Raw genomic sequence first — 20,540 nt, forward strand, 5'->3', positions numbered from 1 at the left:
TTAAGCCTTTATGCGTTCGTTGCTGGGGTCCCAAAGCGGCGCATCTTCTTGCACAATTGCCTTGTGGCGTTTGCCATAGACATCGACCTCCAATTCAGTGCCAACCGCCAAGAGATTAGCGCGAACCATACCCAAGGCGATGCATTTATTGGTGCGATATCCCATGGCGCAAGACGTGACTTCGCCGACGATCTCATCGCCATGCCAAATCGGCGCCATATAGGGCGCGTCAGTGTCACCAGCGTCCATGACCAGCGTGACAAACCCTTTCTTTCGACCCTGCTGTTTTTCCGCCAGCAACGCCACCTTCCCAGGGAAATCCTGCGGTTTGTCGAACTTGATAAAGCGATCGAGCCCGCCTTCGATCAGCGAATAGTCTGTGGACAGATCGCCCTTCCACGCGCGGTAACCCTTTTCGATCCGCATCGAATTCAGCGCATACATGCCGAACGGTGCAACCCCTGCATCCAATAATGCATCCCATATCGCAGGCATCGCGTCGGGGGCGGCATGGATTTCCCAACCCAATTCACCCGCGAACGAAACGCGGATCAACGCACATGGTTGCCGCGCGACGGTGCCGTCAAAACTCGCACTCAACCACGGTCTGGACAGATCGTGCCCGCCAACCAGCGGCCCCAAAATGTCGCATGCCTTTGGCCCAGTGACCAACAGGCATTCCGCAGCCTTAGTATGATCCGTCACCGTAATCCCGTCAGGCGCTTGGCGCGAAAAAATCTCAGCGTCGTGCCACTGCGCAGTCGCAGCCGAAATCAGACCAACTTCGGTGTCGCTGTGCACCATGATTGAGGTTTCCGTCAGGATGCGCCCACGGCTGTCGGGGAAATAGGCAAGGCTGACACGGCCCGGCGCAGGAAGACGCGACGCGCTTAGCCCGTCAACAAAATCCTTGGCGCCGACCCCTTCAATCTTGATGCGGCTGAACCCCGTGATGGGCAGCATCCCACAGCCATCGCGCACCGCTTCGACTTCCTCGCGAATACGCGTCTCCCACGGCCCATCGCGGTCCCAAGTTTGTGTCGAGTCCTCAGTGGTATCGTCACCGTCTTTGGCAAACCAGTTTGCGCGTTCCCAGCCGTTATACGCCCCGAATTGCGCGCCCGCGTCCTGCAACCGCGACTGCAACGTCGAATGCTTCTTATCGCGGCCCGCTGGCCATTCGTGATGCGGGAAATGCATTCCGTACTCATAGCCATACGTTTCAAGCGCCTTGGACAGGCAATAGTCGTGATCGGCATAATCGGTGTAGCGGCGCGGATCGACGGACCACATGTCCAGTTCTGTTTCGCCGTGCATGATCCATTCCGCCATGACCTTACCCGCACCACCGCCTTGGGCGATCCCGAAGGTAAACGAATGCGCCTCAAACGCGTTCTTCACACCGGGCATCGGCCCGACCATCGGCAGACCATCTGGCGCATAAGGGATCGGGCCATTGATATTGCGGCCAATGCCAGCCTCGCCCAACAACGGCAAACGCGCCATCGCGTCTTCGATGTAGAATTCCAGTCGATCCAGATCATCGGGATACAGCTGAAACGAGAAATCGTCAGGCATTGGATCGTCCGGCGTCACCCAATGCGCCTTACAATTCCGCTCATAGGGGCCAAGGTTCAGACCGTTCTTATCCTGCCGCAGATAATAGGAAATATCGACATCGCGCACGAGGGGGACTTTGTGCCCGACCTCTTTGGTCCACGCCTCAAGCTCGGCGATGGGTTCGGTCAGGAAATACTGATGCGACATGACGACCATCGGCACGGTGCGCCCCCCGAACGGCTTGAACATCTCACCAACACGCTGCGCATAGTAACCAGCGGCGTTCACAACAATCTCGGCGCGGATGTCACCCTTTTCAGTTTTCACAATCCATTCATCACCATCCCGACCTATGCCCGTCACCGGACAGAACCGTTCGATATGACCGCCCGCCGCGCGCGCACCCTTGGCCAAGGCCTGCGTCAGCTGTGCTGGGTCAATGTCGCCGTCCAGTGCATCCCACATGCCGCCCGCAAGATCATGGGTTTCGAGAAACGGATGGCGTTCTTTGATTTCAGCATTGGTCAAAATATCCATCTCAAGTCCCTGATAACGGGCTTGTCCGGACACTTTAGCAAACTCCTGCATTCGTTCTTTGGAATGCGCCAAACGCAGCGATCCGGTGACGTGGTAGTTCATCGGATAATCAACATCATCGGCCAAACCGCGATACAGTTCCAAACCGTAACGCTGCATGTTCATCACGGCCCAATTGGGCGCAAAGTTCGGACAGTTTCCCGCAGCATGCCAAGTAGAACCAGCGGTCAATTCGTTCTTTTCAAGCAGCACACAGTCCTTCCATCCGGCACGGGCCAGATGGAACAATGTTGACGTGCCGATGACGCCGCCGCCGATAATGACCACACGGGCCGTGGTTGGAAAATCTGCCATGGTCTTTGTTCCCTAATATTTCTCGATATGCGGTGCGTCATCCGCAATGGTGTAAAAGTCGCCTTTGTCGGCTGTAAAAATATGTTTGCCTGCTACAAATCCTGTCGGATTGTCGAACGCACCGGCCGCAATGCCAATGCCGTCTTCGTCGTTCATGCGGTAAAACAGGCTGGACCCGCAGCGATTACAAAACCCGCGCTTGGCCCAGTCGGATGATGCAAACCACGTCAGCCCAACTTGGTTGGTGAACACAACTTCGTCTAAGATTGCCCGCGTCGCCGCCCAATGATGCCCACTCAACCGGCGACATTGGCTGCAGTGGCACATGGTAATTTCGGCTCGCAGGTTTTTGACCTCAAAGGCCACGGCCCCACATTCACAACGCCCTTGGTGCATCACGCTCTCCCTATCGTCGGTTGGCTTGCGCCCAAAAGAACGCCGTAAATAATGAAACACACGGCCATCACACGCCGGAACCAAACGTTGAACACAGCCCCCAGCGCCGCGCGTCCAAGCCCAGCACCAAGGGCAGTAAACGTCAGGTAACTGCACGCCGTCAGCGTTAGGGCCGTGGGCACAATCACCCACATCTGTTGTCCAATCGGCACGTCAGGCTGCACGAACTGGCTAAATGCGGCAAGGTATCCGGCAACACTTTTGGGATTGATGACCGCAATTGCCAAGGCCCGCCAATAGACGCGCCCCTTGGGCGCTGACGTTGGCTGAACAGGTCGCGACGCCATGATCCAGCCGCGAACTCCAAGAAAGATCAGGAACCCCGCGCCAATGAGCTTTGCCCCTGAAAACGCCACCTCGGACGCAGCAAGCAACGCCGTCACACCGAGCGCTGACAATGCCAAAAACAAGGAAGCCTGTGTCAAGATCGCAGCAACACCTGGCAAGCTGCGCACGAACCCCAAACTCATCCCGTTTGAAATGCAATTCACGGCATTCGGCCCCGGCGTGGTGACAAAAACCGCCCAGAACAGCGCGAATATGGTCCATGCTTCAAACGTCATTCATTACATCACCCTCAATAGATTGGTGGCGCGATGACCCAGATCGCAACGCAGGGCGCGGCGTAGGGGTTCATCCAGCGAAAGGCTTCGCCACGAATGCGAAAACTGTCACCTGCGTTCAGTGAAAAGGTCTTACCTGCGATCCACAAATCAAGGCGGCCAGACACGATATATCCAACTTCTTGTGTCGGACGCATAACTTCTTCGGTGATCTCGGAATTGGCCTCAAAGGTCGAATGGACCATCTCAAAATCATCCGTCAGATCGGGGGACAAAAGTTCCTCAACCAAGCCCGCAGGGCGTGACCCGATAGGACGGCGCGCGTCTGCCCTAACAATCATGCCCCGTTCGTGTTCCGGCGCCGCTGACCGGAACAGACTGGACACCGATACATCCAAGACCGATGCTATATGGCGCAGATCGGTAATTGACGGTTCAGACATGTCACGCTCAACCTGGCTTAACCAGCCAACCGACCGCCCCAGCGTTTTACCCAATCCCGACAACGTCAGCCCGCGCGCTTTTCGCAAGGCACGAATGTCAGCCCCAAGCGTGTGGATTTCTGGCGATGGCGCGTGAATCACTTGCTGCAAACTCCCTGTCTGACCAAAGTCGTGACACGAGTTTGTGAAAATTCAAAGGATTTTTTCACCAATCAGATTTTATTTAGTGACGACGCTGAAAACACTCTTCAAGATTGCAGCCATATGTGTGGCATCTTCAGCGGTGAAGGCATCCGGCTGATCACTGTCGATATCAAACACCGCAATCAATTCTGCGGCCTCGTTGAACACCGGCAAGACCAATTCCGACCGCGTGGAACTGGCGCAGGCGATATGCCCGTCAAATGCCTCAACGTCCGCGACCAACTGCACCTCGCCCGTGCGCGCCGCCGCGCCACAAACCCCACGCGAAAACGGGATCTGCAAACACCCGTGCCCACCCTGATACGGCCCAATCTTAAGCATCTCTGGCCCCGTCACGCGGTAAAACCCGGTCCAATCAAACCGCGCGTCGAAGTGATGCACTTCACACGCAACGGTTGCCATCAACGCAACGGCGTCATCCTCGCCCTGCGTTAAGCTGGCGATTGTCTTGGTGAGAGTGTCGTAATCGGGCATCATGCCTCCCGCAAAAAAAGGTTGGGTTTAGGTATTTAGAGCCAAAGAAGCGCAAAAACCTAAGGGCGTTCAATCGCAATCGCCGTCCCTTCGCCACCCCCAATGCAGATCGCGGCTATGCCACGTTTTAGATTGTGGGTTTCCAAAGCATGCAGCAAGGTCACAATAATCCGCGCACCGGACGCGCCAATCGGATGCCCGAGCGCGCAAGCGCCGCCATTGATATTGACGATGTCAGGCGGCAAATCCATCTCGCGCATGAACGCCATTGGAACAACCGCGAAGGCCTCATTGACCTCCCACAAATCGACACTGTTCTTGTCCCACCCAAGTTGGTCGAGCAGTTTTTGCGCCGCCGGAACAGGCGCAGTTGTAAACAGGTTTGGCGCTTGGGCGTGACTGGCGTGGCCGCGAATGTAGGCGCGGATTGGCAGATCAGTTTTATCCGTTGTCAAAAGTAGGGCCGCCGCCCCATCCGAAATGCTGGAACTGTTGGCCGCCGTTACCGTGCCGCCCTCACGAAACGCAGGCTTTAACAAAGGTATCTTATCTGGCCGCGCGTTTGCGGGCTGTTCGTCGACCGACACCGTGGTTTGCGCCGCTCGGCCTGCCACCTCTACGGGCGTGATCTCAGCATCAAATGCCCCCGACGTTTGCGCCGATAACGCCCGCTTCAGAGATCGCAGCGCATACTCATCCTGCGCCTCACGGGTAAACTGATAGCTCTGCGCGCAGTCCTCTGCGAAACTCCCCATCAAGCGCCCCGTGTCATAGGCGTCTTCCAACCCGTCCAGAAACATCGAATCTATCAATGTTCCATGGCCAATCCGCGCGCCGTCCCGCATCTTTGGCAGCAAGTACGGCGCATTACTCATGCTTTCCATTCCGCCGACCAGCATGCGCTGCGTTTGTCCCAGCGTGATTTGATCAAACCCGATCATCGCCGCCTTCATCCCTGATCCACACATCTTGTTCAGCGTCGTCGCGGGGACGTTTTCGCAAAGACCTGCCAAGAACCCTGCTTGACGCGCTGGTGCTTGGCCCAATCCCGCAGGCAATACGCAGCCCATCTAAACTTCGTCCACCAAACCGTAACCAGCCAAGGCTGCCTTCATCGCGGCCCCTCCAAGTACCGGCGCCGTCAGTCCTGCGAAAGCGCCCATAGGCGTGCGCGCCGCCCCTGCGATCACTACTTTGTTCATCTCCGCCTCCTCAACCTGCTAAGTCTGAAAAACCACAAAACTGCCCCACAATTTTTCGCATCCTCACCCGAATCCAATGTCAGAAAAGGACTTGTAGCTTCATAGGCTAACCTCGGCGTCACGTGTAATTGCCCCCACCCAGTGCGTGACGTCGAGGATCTATGATCCTCGCAATTTTTAGGTTGGGATCTACGATCCTCGCACACCTTAAGTTTGGATCTATGATCCACTCATAGCGCAAAGTGGATTCCCTAACGGAAATAAAGCTTTGCGGCCTTTCCCACCACCACCATGGCGCTATGATGGCTCTTCTCCGCTTTGTTGAGTTATTCTAGGATTTCAAATAGAACATAGATTGATTATCTGGGATGGATGATTGTCTAATTTTGAGTTTGAAGTATTCGGTATCCCTGATGCCCCTGGCTCGTTTGCGGATCATTCCTATACTGACATTACCAGCCTCTATCCTGGCGCTTGTCAGCTTGTGTTTCGCGTAGTTGCATATGCCCACACAATGTTTTCTTAGGGATTTTGCGAACTTTTTCAGATAGAGCATGTGTGACTGATCTGCGATCAGGCACCAATTTTCCAGTTGCTCTGACATCCCCTCAAATGATGGGGCGCTCCACAGAGCCTGAAGCTGTTCTTTTAAGACGTAAAGCGTATTCAGGTTGCTATTGCTCTCCAGCAACGTTTGCAGCTTGTTACTTTGTTTTTCATTCAACTTATCCGCATTTTTGAGCAACAGATAATGCGTGCCCTTCATCAACTCTTTACCACTTTGATCGGCCTTCCTGAACTCAAGGCGACGCTGATTATGGATAGCCTTGCTGTAGTTTTTCATGACGTGGAAACGGTCAAATACGATGTCGGCCATCGGCAAGGACTCCCTGACAGCCTTTTGGTAGGCAGGCCCCATATCCATCGACACGGCCTTTATTTTATGGGCTGTATCTGGCCGCAGCTGTTTCAAAAACCTTGAAAAAACTTCGGCAGTTCGACCGGCTTCCACCCAGATCAGATGCCCTCCGACCATATCGTAGACCACCGTCATATAGTCATGACCTTTCGCCCGGGCCACTTCATCGACACCAATGTATTCCAAGCCAGCAAGCTGTGCGGGATCAAGCGCAGGGAGCGTTTCCATCAGGTATGCCTTGTCGATATTCTTTACCGTCTCCCATCGTATACCTAAATGCCTGGAGACAGCCAGAATGGATAAATGACGGCACAATCCACTGATAAGATGGCAAAATCGATGGGTGAAACGGCACCCTTTATCAACAAAAGGACACGCCTCAATGCGGCGCTCACCCTTGCTAATAAAAACCTGCGCTAGCTCAATCTCAATCACACAAGGATACCCAAAAAACGGGATGTCGTTTACTTGTCGGCGAATATGTTGGTTGATGCTACCCTTCTTGCCGGTTGCAGGGTCTATAGCGCTCCTGCGGGCATCCCGACTGCACTGAACAATAACCTTCGCACCGTCTTCAGCCAGCTCAATTTCATTTACACGTTGCCCCTTCAGGCGTAAAATATGTTGCGAGATGTCGATGGTCATATACCTGCCCTATGTAAAGTTGTCAGAAACCTAACATATCAACAGGTTACTTGATGGTCAGCATCTTTTCTTACTCAACAAAGCGGAGAAGAGCCGCTATGATCTTCTTCAATCAAGGGAGAGACCATGCGCGATTTCCAACAACCGGGCCGATCCGCCGTTTTTGCTGACAACGGCATCTGCGCCACATCGCACCCGCTGGCCGCAAAGGTCGCGGTGCAAATCCTCGAAGCGGGCGGCAACGCCATGGATGCCGCCATCGCAGGGGCTGTTTTGCTTGGCATCTGTGAACCGCAATCCGCCGGTATCGGTGGTGATGCGTTTTGTTTGTTCAATTTGGCGGGCAGCGATGACGTTCATGCACTGAACGCGTCCGGTCGCGCGCCAGCTGGACTAGACGCCGCAAAGTTGCGGGCCGACGGGTTGGATCATCTGCCCATTTCATCGGTACACGCCATCAGCCTGCCTGGCGCGATGGACGGATTTATTCGGCTGGCCAAAGACCACGGCAAAATCGGGCTCAAGGCGATCCTTGCCCCTGCAATTCATTACGCCGACGCAGGCGTGCCAGTCGCCCCGCGGGTTGCGTTTGATTATGCGCGGTCAGGCGGCACGCTGCGCGGCGCCGGTCGGACGCATTTCATGTTGCAGGACAAAGCCCTGAGCCTCGGTCAGAAATTCCGCGCATCAGGTCAGGCAGATGTTCTGCGACGGGTCGCGATGGACGGGCGCGCCGGTTTTTATGAAGGCGAAGTTGCACAAGACATGGTCGCATCCCTGAATGCGGCAGGCGGCACCCACAGCTTGGATGATTTTGCCAATGTGCGCAGCGATTACACTACACCGATATCGGGCGCCTACAAAGACATCGAACTGGTCGAACACCCGCCAAACGGCCAAGGCGCGACAGCGATTTTGATGCTCAACATTCTGAAACATTTTGATATTGCGGGGCTGGATCCGTTGGGGACACAGCGCGCACATCTGGAAGCAGAAGCCGCGAAACTTGCCTATGACACCCTCAACCGCGTTGTGGCCGATCCCGATCACACCGCGCGGCTAGAGCATATGTTGTCTGCAGATACGGCGGCGAAACTGGCAGGGCTTATCGACCCTAACACGGCCCTGCCCTCATCCCTGCCCAGCGCACAGGCGGTTCACAAGGACACAGTTTATATCACCGTGGTCGACAAGGATCGCATGTGCGTGTCGCTGATTTATTCCATCTTTGAGGCGTTTGGATCAGGCCTCGCATCTGACAAATTCGGCATCCTGTTCCACAACCGCGCCGCAGGCTTCACTCTTGAACAGGGTCATCCAAATGAGGCCATGGGCAACAAACGTCCGCTGCACACAATCATACCGAGCATGGTCAAACGTTCTGGCAAAATCAAAATGCCATTCGGCGTTATGGGCGGTGCGTACCAGCCCTGCGGCCACGCGCGATTGCTGACCAACATGCAAGATTTTGGTATGGACGTCCAAACCGCCATCGACGCGCCGCGTTGCTTTGCCGAACACGGTGGGCTGACGGTGGAAACTGGCTACGCCGACAGCGTCGCGCAGGCTTTGGCTGACAAAGGCCACATCGTCAAACGCGCGACAAAGCCGATTGGCGGGGCGCAAGCAATCGTGTTACGCGACGATGGTGTCCTCGAAGGGGCCAGCGATCCGCGTAAAGATGGGATAGCACTTGGATATTGAAGCGCTCAAAAAACGGCTGGCGCGCACGTTCGGACTGGCGTTCATGCTGGCGGGTGGCCTGCTGTGCGGGACGGCGGTGAACGACGCCCTAAACGGCGTGCCGGACGCGACGCTGTATGCAGCAATCTACGCGGCGATGTTTTCGTTCGGGGGGATGTTGTTCTTTTGGTCAAAAAGGACGCAAGACTAACGCGCTAGTTCAGTTGGAAATGCAGCGGATACTGACCGTCTTCAAACGGGCCAAACAAATCATCTAGATCGGGGTGATCCACTGGCTGGCCCGAATAGTCCGCGACCAAGTTCTGCTCAGAGACATAGGCCACGTAATAGGATTGATCGTTTTCGGCCAGCAGATGGTAAAACGGCTGATCCTTTTGGGGGCGCGCTTCTTCAGGGATAGCCTCGTACCATTCTTCGGTATTGGTAAACATGGCGTCCACATCAAAAACAACCCCGCGAAACGGATGTTTGCGGTGGCGAACCACTTGGCCCAAATGATATTTCGCACGTGTCTTCAGCATGTTTTTTAGCCCCTTGGTCGTTACTAGACGGGTCGGCCCACATGAGTCCATGCAAACAAGGTAAAATTAAAGGGAACAAACTGTATTGCTAAACTTGAGCGTGTTGAGAATCCTCGCCCCAGTCTTTCTTTTGGCAGATGTTGGATTGGTTTGGGCAAAGCTGGCAAATGATAACATCCTGAAGTTGTTATAAAATCATCGGTCATGAGTTCCAAACTGACAGCACTAACCGCCACCGCCGCTATCGTCACCTCCCTTATCGCTGGCTGAACGTTACGGCGCGGAGTCTGTCAGCGTAGCGGGCCTGTTGCAGCGTTTCCGCAAGGCTTGTTGTGCATCAACGTACCTGTCGGTGCTCATTTTACCGCTCATCAAGGTGGTTGTGATCTAACCCATGCGCAAAACCGGTTCCCAGACCGCCCCACATCCGTTAAACTACTCGCAATAAAAAAATAAAAGAAGCGAGAGGCAGATGAGCAAACTCTTTCGCGCCGCCCTGTTATTAATGATCTTGGGAAGCTGTGCAGCCCGAGACGCTTCAGCGCCGCGCAATCTGGACAACGCCTGTTCCATTCTAACCGAACGCCCGCATTATGTGCGCGCCTTCAAACAGGCTGAACGAAATTGGGGTGTGGATACCCACGTTTTGATGGCAATGATCTACCAAGAAAGCAAATTTATTGCCGATAACCGTCCGCCGCATACCTACGCGTTGGGGATCATCCCAACGGGCCGCCAATCATCCGCCCTTGGCTACAGCCAAGCGTTGGACGGAACATGGGAAGAATACGTAGATCAGCAGGGTGGACGCCGGTCAAACCGGACCGACATTGCCGACGCGACAGATTTCATGGGTTGGTATATGGCCGCAACCGTGCGTGAAAATTCGATACCTCTGAATGACACTTACAACCAGTATCTGGCCTATCACGATGGTCGAACAGGGTGGCGTCGCGGGACATATCGCTCAAAACCTTGGCTGATGCGCATCGCCGGCGAAATTAGGGACCGCGCCGTGTTGTACGACGCACAATTGCAAAATTGCCGACAGTTCCGCTGAACGGCACGTCATACAAATAAAAAGCGCGTCCCAACTTCGGGGCGCGCTTAGTTGTTTCTATTGCTTTGGGCAATTCTGCGACGACATCAGTTCGCCCAGTTGCGCATCTCACGCTGGATGTTGAACAGGATATCAGGCACACGGCCATCCTTCTCAAGATCACCCAAAATTACCGTCGTCTGCTGACCTGTATCGTCCGTGACGATCCATTGGCGCAATTCAACAGGATTGGCCGTATAGACCATCTGGATACTTCCGTATTCGGGATGATCGGGGTCTTGTGCGGTTACGGTGGTTTTTGTTCCGTCACTGGTATGGCCTGTGACCATATCGGTGCGCGTGAAATCAATGTTGCGTTCCAGAATGATCGACAGTGGTGTCTGGTTCAGCGGGTAGCGATCCGGCCCATTGTTGGATCGCGGATCGAAAATCGCGACCTGCCCACCGCCCGCAACCACGAGCGATTCCTCGGGCGGATTATATTCAAACCGCACACGCCCCGGCCGTTTGATAAAAATCGTTCCTGTCGAAATCGTTCCATCCGCATTGATCTGCGTAAAAGCACCTTCGGCGCTGGTGAACGAATTGAGATAGCCGGACACTTGGCCCAACGACAATTGCTGTGCAAATGATGGCGAAGCCGCGAACCCTGCAAGCGCAAGGGGGACGGCCATAAGGCATAGTCGGCGTGTAATCATATTCATATCTCATATCTAATCTGGCGGCGCATGATTTGCACCCAATCGATAGGACAAACATCGGTGATCCGTGCGGGTTAAGCGATATCATGCCATTTGTTAACCGATAGCGTGTGGCCGTCATCAGGGCGAAGGGGCCGACTAGCGAACTGACGATCTCCCAAGATATTCATGCGGCGAAGGCAAATGGGTTACTACCTTTCGCCCGTCGAAGTTCCCGCCTAGGTTAACCATTCAAAAATTTGGGGATAAATGATGACCGGTTTCTTGATGCTCGCGTTCGTATTTTTAGTGGCGGGGGTAATTTCCGTTCCAATTGCATCGCGTTTGGGCCTTGGATCGGTGTTGGGTTACCTGATCGCCGGCATCCTGATTAGTCCGGTTTTGGCGCTGTTAAATGTCGATGTCATCGCGATCCAGCATTTTGCAGAATTTGGCGTCGTGATGATGCTGTTCCTTGTTGGCCTTGAACTTGAACCAAAGATGCTCTGGGCGATGCGGGCGCGCCTGATCGGTCTTGGCGGCGGGCAAGTCTTACTGACCACACTGGCCGTAATGGCCGTGGCGTTGGCGTTCGGATTGGTTTGGACCGTCGCGCTGGCGATTGGTCTGGTCATGGCACTGTCGTCCACCGCCATCGTTTTACAGACCCTGAACGAAAAGGGCCTGATGAAAAGTGACGGAGGCCAGTCAAGCTTTTCGGTGCTCTTGACCCAAGACATCGCCGTGATCCCGATGCTGGCGTTCATTCCGCTTTTGGCTCTGTCTGGCCTCGGCGATGTTGCTGGCGACATGGTGACACACGGCGAAACAGCCCATGTTGAAGTCCTCGTCGATAGCCATGGTGACCCCGTCACCACAGGCGATCACGCCAGCCCAGATGGCGATCATAGCGAAAGCATGAGCCTCGTTGACGGCCTTAACCCATGGCAAACAGCACTTGTCACCATTGGCGCGGTAGCTGCCGTTGTGTTTTGTGGCAGCTTCCTGACCTCGCCGATCTTTCGGTTTGTCGCGGGCGCGAACCTGCGCGAATTGTTCACTGCGACGGCGCTGATGATGGTTATCGGCATCGCGCTATTGATGTCGCTGGTCGGGTTATCGCCCGCCCTTGGCACATTCATCGCGGGGGTTGTCCTTGCGAACTCCGAATACCGCCACGAACTGGAATCCGACATCGATCCGTTTAAAGGTCTACTACTTGGCCTGTTTTTTATGACCGTCGGCGCAGGGATCAATTTCGGCCTGCTCGGGGCGAACCTGATGCTCATCATCGGCCTCACCCTCGGCCTCATTGCGCTTAAAATAGCTGTTCTCCTGATCCTTGCGGTGATCTTCAAAATCAGGGGCAGTGATCGGTGGCTGTTCGCCCTTGGCCTCGCGCAAGCTGGTGAATTTGGCTTTGTGCTGTTGTCGTTCAACGTCGCCAGCAACGTCATTCCAAGCGCTATCGCGGATCAACTGCTGCTGGTCGTGGCGCTATCTATGCTTCTGACCCCTTTGTTATTTATCCTTTATGACCGCGTGATCGTGCCACGTTTCAACACCGATCAGGACCGTGAAACCGATACCATTGACGAAGCAAATCATATCATCGTCGCAGGTCATGGCCGCGTTGGTGGGCTGGTGCGCCGCATGCTCGAAGGTGCGGGCTACGCGACAACTGTGATCGACTATTCATCCAAGCAAATCGACATGATCGCGAAGTTCGGCTTTCGCGCCTATTATGGCGACGCCACGCGGCCCGATCTATTGCATTCCGCTGGCATCGATGAGGCCAAGATCTTCGTCGTCGCAATTGATGGCAAAGAACAGATCACCGAACTGGTGAAATACGTGCTGCACACCCATCCACATGTGCATGTCATTGCCCGCGCTGTGGATCGTAACCACGTCTATGATCTGTTTGCCGCGGGGTGTCGTGACATCATCCGCGAGACCTACGACAGCTCCCTTCGGATGGGCAAATCGGCTTTTGAGGCTTTGGGGCATTCGCCGGAAACCTCCGCGCAAGTCACCGAGGCTTTCAACGCACTGGATCGCCGCTCAATGATCGAAGCGGCTGAACATTACGACCCTGACATTCCAGCCTTCGAGAACGAGGCGTACATGGCAAAAGTTCGCGACATGTCGACTGGATGGCACGCAGATCTCAATGGCCAGATCAAAGCGATCCTTGCACAGTCGGATGCAAAATCAGGGGTCACGAACGAATCGTGACCCCTCGTTAAGTTATTGCTGTCAGATCATTGCTGTCGTTCTGGGATCAAAATCTCGCGTTTGCCAACATGGTTGGCAGCGCTGACGATATTCTCGTCTTCCATCTGCTCAACCAATCGCGCGGCCTTGTTATACCCGATCGCCAATTTGCGCTGGATGTAGCTGGTCGAGCATTTGCGATCCTTGGCAACGATTGCGACTGCCGTATCATAAAGCGCATCTTCGCCGTCAGTGTTGCCGCCCAGACCAAGGACCTCGTCGATGCTGCTGGCATTATCATCCGCTGGCCCTTCGACCACGCCGCTGAAGTATTCTGGCGGACCATAGGCCTTCAGATAGGTGACAATCTCTTCCACTTCTTCGTCCGAACAGAACGGCCCATGAACGCGCATGATCTTCGATCCGCCCGCCATATACAGCATATCACCCATACCCAAAAGCTGCTCGGCTCCTTGTTCACCCAGAATGGTGCGCGAATCAATTTTGCTGGTCACTTGGAATGAAATGCGGGTTGGGAAGTTGGCCTTGATCGTGCCCGTGATGACATCCACCGATGGACGCTGCGTGGCCATAATCAAATGGATACCCGACGCCCGCGCCATTTGCGCCAGACGCTGAATACAGGCTTCGATCTCTTTACCGGCAACCATCATCAGGTCAGCCATCTCATCCACGATCACCACAATATAGGGCAGGACTTCAGGCTTGAACTCATCAGTTTCAAACACAGGTTCGCCCGTGTCGTCGTCAAATCCCGTCTGCACCGTGCGGCTGAACATCTCATCCTTGCCAAGCGCGTCTTTTACGCGACCATTGTAGCCATCAATGTTGCGCACGCCCATTTTGGACATCTTGCGATACCGTTCTTCCATCTCGCCTACGACCCATTTCAGGGCGACAACCGCCTTCTTGGGGTCAGTCACAACAGGGCTCAGCAAATGCGGGATACCGTCATAAACCGACAGTTCCAGCATTTTTGGATCAATCATGATCATGCGGCATTCTTCGGGGCTCAGCTTATACAGCAAGCTCAGGATCATTGTGTTGATCGCCACAGATTTACCAGAACCGGTGGTACCTGCGATCAGCAAGTGGGGCATCTTGGCAAGGTTGGCGATGATTGGCTCACCGCCAATATTTTTGCCCAGCGCCAATGGCAGCTTCATGTTGCTGTCGCCAAAATCGCGCGCGCTTAGCATCTCGCGCAGCACGACCATTTCGCGGTTTTCGTTCGGCAGTTCGATCCCGATCACCGTGCGGCCAGGAACCGTGGACACACGCGCCGACAAGGCCGACATGGAACGGGCGATATCATCTGCCAAACCAATAACCCGCGACGCTTTCAAGCCCGGCGCGGGTTCAAGTTCGTACATCGTGACAACCGGACCGGGGCGCACAGACACAATATCGCCTTTGACGCCGTAATCATCGAGCACGTTTTCCAACATGCGTGCATTTTCTTCCAGCGCTTCATCGCTCAACACATGGCGGGTGATTTCATCCGGCGAAGACAACAGGCTCAGCGGTGGCGTTTCATAGGCCGGACGCTTGTCCTCGAACTTCAACACGGGTTGGGATTCGGCCTTGGCCTGGCGCGACGGCTGCACGGATTTGCGGGCCGGATGCTGAACGACCGCTTTGGCCTCCGGCACACGGATCAACGCAGGCGAAAACGAAGCCGCTGGGGTTTCCATCGGGGCCACGTCAACAGATGCATATTCCATTGCGGGCCGTGTATATTCCTTGACGTCCCCAACCACTGGCTCGGGCTTGGGCGCGGCCAGATCCAAGGCCGCCTTTTGTTGCGTGTTCAACAACAGCGGTTGTGGCCCAGAATGGCGTCCCATCGTCGGTTCAACGCGGGTTGATTGCGGCACTATTCGGCTGGCAATGGCGGCGGTGATCGCGGGGTTCACCCCCGGTTTCGTGGCCACATGCACGTCTTGTGGTTGTCCACTGCGGCTGCGCACGGCGTTGGCAATACGTGCCGAAATACGATCTGTATCTGCGGCTGGCACGTCGCCCTGCAGGGCGGGTTTTTCAATCAATTCAGGTTCAGGCATCGGATCTGCGCGTTTCAGCAATGATGCAAAAATGCCTGGTTTTTGCGCTGGCTCCGTAACGCGTGCGGGCGCAGACAATGGCTTCGGGGCACTTGTGCGGGGCGCAGGTGCCTCAATCGGGTCGAAATCTTCGTAACGGGTCGGCATCGCTGGGTTCGCCCGAACCACGGCTGCAACGCGGGCCGTTTCTTGCGCAACTGACGGCGTCGGGATCGCCCGTACCGCAGCCATTTCCGCCTCAACTTCGGCCCTCTCTTGGCGCGACCACTCACGGCGCTCCTGAACTCTGGAATTCAACGCCTGCGCACCCTTATAAGACGCCGATGCTGTCTGGCCGAGCAGTTTGAGAATTCCTGAATAGGTGACAATCAAGCCTACCAATAGGAAACGACCCAAACGCCTGATCTCATACAATGTGAAGCCCAACGCGAACGCCATCAGCGCCACTACACCAAGGCCCATAACGAAAGACATCAGTTTCACGCTGAACGTCGTGCCAAACGGCAAGACCGTCAAAAGGATCGACAAGACCATGTCGCCAAAGTGCCCGCCGAGACCAAAACTCTGTTCCCATCCAGCGCCTGTGTTCAATGTCGCGGCATATATCGCCGTCGCAGCAATCGCGATGGGGGCGAAAATCACCCGCCCGACCGCACGTTCCTGACCGCGGTGCAGCGTAAACCGCAAACCCCACGCCATCAGCACGAGCGGGACCATCCAGCTTGCATAGCCAACTATCATAAACAGCGCCGCGGCAAATGACGCACCCGGCCGACCCAGCCAGTTTTGAACGGGAGCGTCTGTCGCGGACATGAAATTCGGATCATCGGGCGCGTAAGACCACAGCATCATCGCGACCATCACGCCGACAACAAACAGGCCAATCCCCACAAGCTCACGACCACGTTTTTCAATCGCAGCTTGGGTGCCACTATCAAGCAGGGGATCTCTTTGTCGGGATTGATAAGACGCCATTTTGCCGTTCCTCACGTGTACAAACAGTCGCGGATCAGGGTCAGACCACGCTGCGTTTCATCTTTGGGGGCCACAAGTGCGACCCGAATATATCCTGAGCCCGGATCGCCCGCAGGATCGGGGCGGCTCAGATAGGCGCCCGGTAGAACCCGAACACCTGTTTCTTGCCACAGCTTCAATGCGGCCTGTTCACCGTCCTCAACAGGAAGCCACAGAAAAAATCCCGCTTCAGGTGAGGTATAGCTGTTCACACCTGCGAATATCGCATCAGCGTCGTTAAACTTGTCTTGATACATGGCACGGTTCGCAACGACATGATCCTCATCCGACCAGACCCGTTCGGAAACCCGCTGAATTGGCATCGGCACAGGCGCACCCGCATAGGCCCGCAACTGGCGAATTTCCTTAATGTTTTTTGGCCCACTAGCAACGAAACCAGACCGCAATCCGGGCAGGTTGCTGCGCTTGGACAACGAATGAAACACTACGACCCGTTCAGGATCACAGCCCGCCGCAACCGCAGCTTCAAGTGCCCCCATTGGCGGCGTGTCACGGTAAATCTCTGAATAACACTCATCCGCGAAAATTTTGAAATCGTGCTTTTCGGCCAAGGCAATCAGCGTCGCCCAGTATTTACGTGACGCGACAGCGCCCTGCGGATTGGCAGGCGAGCAGATATAAGCAATCGTCGTGCGGTCCAAGACATCTACCGGCAGCGACGCATAATCTGGCAAATGCCCCGTTGTAGCGGTCGCGGGAACCATCACAGGTTCCGCATTCACCGACAAAGCCGCGATCGCGTAGACCTGATAAAACGGGTTCGGCACCAGCACGACGGGCTGTTTTCCATTCTTGACCTCAGGACACAGCGACATCGCAGCGTTATACAAACCCTCACGCGTGCCGTTCAAAACCATCACACGATTCGGCGTCAGATCAACGGAATAGCGCCGCGTGATCCAGCCACAGATTGCTGCCAACAACTCGGGCGCACCCTCGTTCGTTGGGTATTTGCTGAACTCACCGACTGATTTCGCCAAAATTTCTGGCACAAACGCAGGAAACGGATGCTGCGGTTCGCCAATCGTCATGTTTATAGTATCGCCGCCCGCTTCATGGACGTCGAGTAAAGCGCGCAAGCGCGGCCACGCATAGGCCGGAAGGTTCGAAAACCGCTTGGGGTACGTCATCACTGCCTCAAACTGCGGCCTCATTTACGGGCCGCTTTCATTCAAAGTACCGTAGGCGACCCTGCTAAGTCCAGAAAAAGCATGCAGTTGCGGTGGCTTGTGTGGCTTTTACGTCGTGGTCTACGCCAGCGCAGCCTCAGCCGCAGCACCAATCCGCAGGAGACGTTCATCGTCGCCCCCGGCAACATTTAGCAAAATCCCCACAGACGGCACCCCTGTAGGCAATGCCAGCGACGCCAACCCCATCAGGTTCGCGACCCGCGTATTGCGCAGCGTCAGCAGGTTTTCCTGCAAGTAGTAATCGGCGTCTGTCGCCAGCCGTTCCAAGTTCGGCGGCATATTCGCAACGCCGGGACACAGGACCGCATCATATCCGGCAGTCGCATCAGCATAGACACCGCGAATGTCACGCAATTCCGCCCAAAGCGACAGATATTCATGGGCCAGAACATCCTTGCCCCCCCGCACACGCTGCAAAATCTGGTGATACATTTTATCTGGTTCCGCTTCGACCAAATCGCGCCAATTGGCATAGGCATCCGCCGTATAAAGCGGCAAAGACATCGCAAAGGCGCGTTCCAACACGGGCACGTCTAGTGGCACGATTTCAGCACCCGCTGCCGCCAATTTTTCCAATGCTGCTGTATATCCCGCCAACGATGCATCCGCGACATCATCCATAACCACGGTCTGCAACGCCGCAAATCGCATCCCCCTTACCGATGCACCCTTCAAATCCACCGATCGACCACCTTCCAGTGCTACCAACATCAAGGCTGCGTCTTCAATGGATCGACATAGCGGTCCAACAGTATCAAATTCGGTACACAACGCGACCGACCCCGCCACAGGCAGGCGTCCGAACGTCGTCTTCAGCCCCACGAGATCATTCCAGACCGATGGCACCCGAACCGAACCGCCCGTGTCCGACCCGACAGCCGCCGCCGCCAATCCAAACGCAACAGACGCCGCAGCGCCAGATGATGATCCCCCTGGAACCGCGTCCGGATCATTCACACACGGCGGCGTCGCGGTCATCGGATTATATCCCAACCCGGAAAACGCGATCTCGCTCATGTGGGTTTTTCCCAGGCACACAAGCCCCATGCCCGTCGCCACACGCAGCACCTCTGCGTCCGTCGTCGGCACGCGGCCCTCCATCAATTTAGTCCCCGCTTCGGTCGCGACACCTGCGGTATCAAACAAATCTTTCCAGCTGATCGGCACCCCGTCCAGAGACGACAACCGCTGCCCTGCCTTTGCACGTTCACTTGCGGCTGCGGCCTCACTGCGCGCGCGGTCCGCGGTTACCCGTGCATAGATTCGATCCCGCATCGGATGCTGTTCAATCGCCGCCAGATAGACGTCGCACAGGTCAACTGGGTCAATCTCTCCCGACTCAATCCCACGCCCCAAATTTGCCGCTGTTGCCCAAAGCCAATCTTGCATCGCGTTCTCCTTGTTTTCGGCGACGGTAGCGACCATCCCGCACATGGACAATCCCGACAAAGGGCGCATACTATGATCCATGGACATTGATACAAATATAGCAGCGGACGTGATTATTGTTGGCGGCGGGCTGAACGGCCCAACGCTTGCCCTTGCACTGTCCAACATCGGCTTGCGCACCATAGTCATTGATACGCTTCCGGCCCCGCTCCGTGGTCTACGTGATTTTGATGGCCGCTCATACGCCTTGGCCCACGCCTCCATGCGCCTGCTGCGCAACATCGGAATTTGGGGCGATATCGCAGACCACACCCAACCTATGTTGGAAATCAAAGTGACCGACGGGCGCGCAGGCGAGGGACCAGCCCCGTGGATGCTGCATTTCGACCATGCTGAAATAGAAGAAGGCCCCATGGGGTTCATGTGCGAAGATCGCTATCTACGCCACGCCTTACTGGCCGCGATGGACGCCAATGATCGCATCACGCAATTGTCCGGCGAAACCGTCGTGGCACAAGACGTAGGCTCGGTGACGCTGGCTTCAGGCCGAACACTCAAGGCAAAGTTGATCATCGGGGCGGACGGACGCACCAGCGGCACCGTCACCCGCGCGGGTATCAAACGCACTGGCTGGGGCTACGGCCAAACCGCAATCGTTTGCGCGGTGGGTCACGAAAAACCCCACGGCGGTATCGCGCACCAATTCTTTATGCCCTCCGGCCCGCTTGCTATTTTACCGCTACCACACAATCGCTGTTCTATTGTCTGGTCAGAAACGGATGCCCGCGCCGTTGAAATCATGGCGATGGATGATCCCGATTTCCTCAACGCACTGCGCCCCGCATTTGGCGATTTTTTGGGTGAAATTTCATTGACAGGAAAACGCTACAGCTACCCGCTTGGCCTGACCCTTGCCAATCGCTTTATCTCAGATAAGGTGGCTTTGATCGGGGACGCAGCGCATGGCATGCACCCCATTGCGGGCCAAGGTCTGAACGCGGGCCTGCGCGATGTTGCCGCCCTCGTGGATGTGCTTTCAGACGCGAAAAAGCGCGGCGAAGACATCGGCAGTCCATCGGTTCTGACACGCTATGAGCAATGGCGACGCTTTGACACCGCAACGCTTGCTGCCGCAACAGATACCTTCAATAAACTGTTCTCAAACGACAATTCCCTGCTGCGTGCGGTTCGCGATACGGGCATGGGCCTGATCAATTCAGCGCCCAGCCTGCGCCGCCGCTTCATCCGCGAAGCCGCAGGGCTGACAGGCGATCTACCCAGCCTGATGCGCACCTGATCGGGC

16 protein-coding genes and 1 pseudogene are annotated in these 20,540 nt (G+C 55.6%); 5 read left to right on the top strand and 12 right to left on the bottom strand.

The features are described 5' to 3' along the window. The 7 genes and pseudogenes from OA238_RS22505 to OA238_RS22535 all read right to left on the bottom strand — a co-directional run bounded on the left by OA238_RS22505 (position 1) and on the right by OA238_RS22535 (position 7,357). On the bottom strand, positions 1-2,451 hold the full coding sequence (locus OA238_RS22505; RefSeq protein WP_015496987.1) for a GcvT family protein: 2,451 nt from the start codon (positions 2,449-2,451) through the stop codon (positions 1-3). A gap of 12 nt (positions 2,452-2,463) precedes the next feature. After that, positions 2,464-2,847 carry a GFA family protein gene (locus OA238_RS22510; RefSeq protein ID WP_015496988.1) on the bottom strand — a complete coding sequence of 128 codons (384 nt, stop codon included), beginning with the start codon at positions 2,845-2,847 and terminating at the stop codon, positions 2,464-2,466. Continuing rightward, positions 2,847-3,470 (bottom strand): LysE family translocator, encoded by a 624-nt coding sequence (locus tag OA238_RS22515; protein ID WP_015496989.1) that lies wholly within the window; start codon positions 3,468-3,470, stop codon positions 2,847-2,849. Before OA238_RS22515 ends, OA238_RS22510 begins: the two co-directional genes overlap by 1 nt. Before the next feature lie 14 nt (positions 3,471-3,484). Continuing rightward, the gene (locus OA238_RS22520; RefSeq protein WP_015496990.1) at positions 3,485-4,054 is read right to left on the bottom strand and encodes a helix-turn-helix domain-containing protein; all 570 of its coding nucleotides are present in this window, start codon (positions 4,052-4,054) and stop codon (positions 3,485-3,487) included. 78 nt (positions 4,055-4,132) lie between these two features. After that, positions 4,133-4,594 (bottom strand): GAF domain-containing protein, encoded by a 462-nt coding sequence (locus OA238_RS22525; RefSeq protein WP_044037417.1) that lies wholly within the window; start codon positions 4,592-4,594, stop codon positions 4,133-4,135. Between the two features lie 56 nt (positions 4,595-4,650). After that, positions 4,651-5,793: pseudogene (locus tag OA238_RS22530) on the bottom strand (thiolase family protein). Between the two features lie 331 nt (positions 5,794-6,124). Further along, positions 6,125-7,357 (bottom strand): ISL3 family transposase, encoded by a 1,233-nt coding sequence (locus tag OA238_RS22535; protein ID WP_015493537.1) that lies wholly within the window; start codon positions 7,355-7,357, stop codon positions 6,125-6,127. Between the two features lie 126 nt (positions 7,358-7,483). Here OA238_RS22535 and OA238_RS22540 point away from each other — a divergent pair, with 126 nt between their 5' ends. Both OA238_RS22540 and OA238_RS22545 read left to right on the top strand, forming a co-directional pair. Continuing rightward, on the top strand, positions 7,484-9,061 hold the full coding sequence (locus OA238_RS22540; protein ID WP_015496993.1) for a gamma-glutamyltransferase family protein: 1,578 nt from the start codon (positions 7,484-7,486) through the stop codon (positions 9,059-9,061). Beyond that, complete coding sequence (locus tag OA238_RS22545) at positions 9,051-9,251, top strand: hypothetical protein (RefSeq protein ID WP_015496994.1); 201 nt, start codon at positions 9,051-9,053, stop codon at positions 9,249-9,251. Before OA238_RS22540 ends, OA238_RS22545 begins: the two co-directional genes overlap by 11 nt. A 4-nt stretch (positions 9,252-9,255) precedes the next feature. On the opposite strand, the gene hspQ is transcribed toward OA238_RS22545, so the two are convergent. Beyond that, complete coding sequence (hspQ, locus tag OA238_RS22550; RefSeq protein ID WP_015496995.1) at positions 9,256-9,582, bottom strand: heat shock protein HspQ; 327 nt, start codon at positions 9,580-9,582, stop codon at positions 9,256-9,258. Positions 9,583-10,054: 472 nt separating this feature from the next. Between hspQ and OA238_RS22555 the strand changes: the two genes are divergently transcribed. Next, positions 10,055-10,642: a transglycosylase SLT domain-containing protein gene (locus tag OA238_RS22555; protein ID WP_015496996.1), complete on the top strand. Its 588-nt coding sequence runs from the start codon at positions 10,055-10,057 to the stop codon at positions 10,640-10,642. Positions 10,643-10,728: 86 nt separating this feature from the next. Here OA238_RS22555 and OA238_RS22560 read toward each other — a convergent pair whose 3' ends face one another. Further along, on the bottom strand, positions 10,729-11,346 hold the full coding sequence (locus OA238_RS22560) for a LolA family protein (protein WP_015496997.1): 618 nt from the start codon (positions 11,344-11,346) through the stop codon (positions 10,729-10,731). 249 nt (positions 11,347-11,595) lie between these two features. Between OA238_RS22560 and OA238_RS22565 the strand changes: the two genes are divergently transcribed. Beyond that, complete coding sequence (locus tag OA238_RS22565) at positions 11,596-13,560, top strand: cation:proton antiporter domain-containing protein (protein WP_015496998.1); 1,965 nt, start codon at positions 11,596-11,598, stop codon at positions 13,558-13,560. 26 nt (positions 13,561-13,586) lie between these two features. Here OA238_RS22565 and OA238_RS22570 read toward each other — a convergent pair whose 3' ends face one another. From OA238_RS22570 to OA238_RS22580, 3 genes are all read right to left on the bottom strand, one after another. After that, positions 13,587-16,598 carry a DNA translocase FtsK gene (locus OA238_RS22570; RefSeq protein ID WP_015496999.1) on the bottom strand — a complete coding sequence of 1,004 codons (3,012 nt, stop codon included), beginning with the start codon at positions 16,596-16,598 and terminating at the stop codon, positions 13,587-13,589. An 11-nt stretch (positions 16,599-16,609) separates the two neighbouring features. Then, positions 16,610-17,788, bottom strand: a complete 1,179-nt coding sequence (locus tag OA238_RS22575) for an aminotransferase class I/II-fold pyridoxal phosphate-dependent enzyme (RefSeq protein ID WP_015497000.1) — start codon at positions 17,786-17,788, stop codon at positions 16,610-16,612. Between the two features lie 120 nt (positions 17,789-17,908). Then, positions 17,909-19,237: an amidase gene (locus OA238_RS22580; RefSeq protein ID WP_044038663.1), complete on the bottom strand. Its 1,329-nt coding sequence runs from the start codon at positions 19,235-19,237 to the stop codon at positions 17,909-17,911. A gap of 79 nt (positions 19,238-19,316) precedes the next feature. Between OA238_RS22580 and OA238_RS22585 the strand changes: the two genes are divergently transcribed. Then, a complete protein-coding gene (locus OA238_RS22585; RefSeq protein ID WP_015497002.1) occupies positions 19,317-20,534 on the top strand; it encodes a UbiH/UbiF/VisC/COQ6 family ubiquinone biosynthesis hydroxylase in 1,218 nt (405 codons plus the stop codon). The last annotated feature ends 6 nt before the right edge of the window (positions 20,535-20,540 follow it).

Source organism: Octadecabacter arcticus 238, assembly GCF_000155735.2.
GTDB classification, from domain to species: Bacteria; Pseudomonadota; Alphaproteobacteria; order Rhodobacterales; family Rhodobacteraceae; genus Octadecabacter; species Octadecabacter arcticus.

Bases quoted from the DNA above. Each gene is read 5' to 3' on its own strand.
- OA238_RS22555 (WP_015496996.1), top strand. From the start codon at position 10,055: ATGAGCAAACTCTTTCGCGCCGCCCTGTTATTAATGATCTTGGGAAGC.
- hspQ (WP_015496995.1), bottom strand. From the start codon at position 9,582: ATGCTGAAGACACGTGCGAAATATCATTTGGGCCAAGTGGTTCGCCAC.
- OA238_RS22510 (WP_015496988.1), bottom strand. From the start codon at position 2,847: ATGCACCAAGGGCGTTGTGAATGTGGGGCCGTGGCCTTTGAGGTCAAA.
- OA238_RS22560 (WP_015496997.1), bottom strand. From the start codon at position 11,346: ATGAATATGATTACACGCCGACTATGCCTTATGGCCGTCCCCCTTGCG.
- OA238_RS22580 (WP_044038663.1), bottom strand. From the start codon at position 19,237: ATGCAAGATTGGCTTTGGGCAACAGCGGCAAATTTGGGGCGTGGGATT.
- OA238_RS22525 (WP_044037417.1), bottom strand. From the start codon at position 4,594: ATGATGCCCGATTACGACACTCTCACCAAGACAATCGCCAGCTTAACG.
- OA238_RS22565 (WP_015496998.1), top strand. From the start codon at position 11,596: ATGACCGGTTTCTTGATGCTCGCGTTCGTATTTTTAGTGGCGGGGGTA.
- OA238_RS22585 (WP_015497002.1), top strand. From the start codon at position 19,317: ATGGACATTGATACAAATATAGCAGCGGACGTGATTATTGTTGGCGGC.
- OA238_RS22515 (WP_015496989.1), bottom strand. From the start codon at position 3,470: ATGACGTTTGAAGCATGGACCATATTCGCGCTGTTCTGGGCGGTTTTT.
- OA238_RS22540 (WP_015496993.1), top strand. From the start codon at position 7,484: ATGCGCGATTTCCAACAACCGGGCCGATCCGCCGTTTTTGCTGACAAC.
- OA238_RS22570 (WP_015496999.1), bottom strand. From the start codon at position 16,598: ATGGCGTCTTATCAATCCCGACAAAGAGATCCCCTGCTTGATAGTGGC.
- OA238_RS22575 (WP_015497000.1), bottom strand. From the start codon at position 17,788: ATGACGTACCCCAAGCGGTTTTCGAACCTTCCGGCCTATGCGTGGCCG.
- OA238_RS22535 (WP_015493537.1), bottom strand. From the start codon at position 7,357: ATGACCATCGACATCTCGCAACATATTTTACGCCTGAAGGGGCAACGT.
- OA238_RS22505 (WP_015496987.1), bottom strand. From the start codon at position 2,451: ATGGCAGATTTTCCAACCACGGCCCGTGTGGTCATTATCGGCGGCGGC.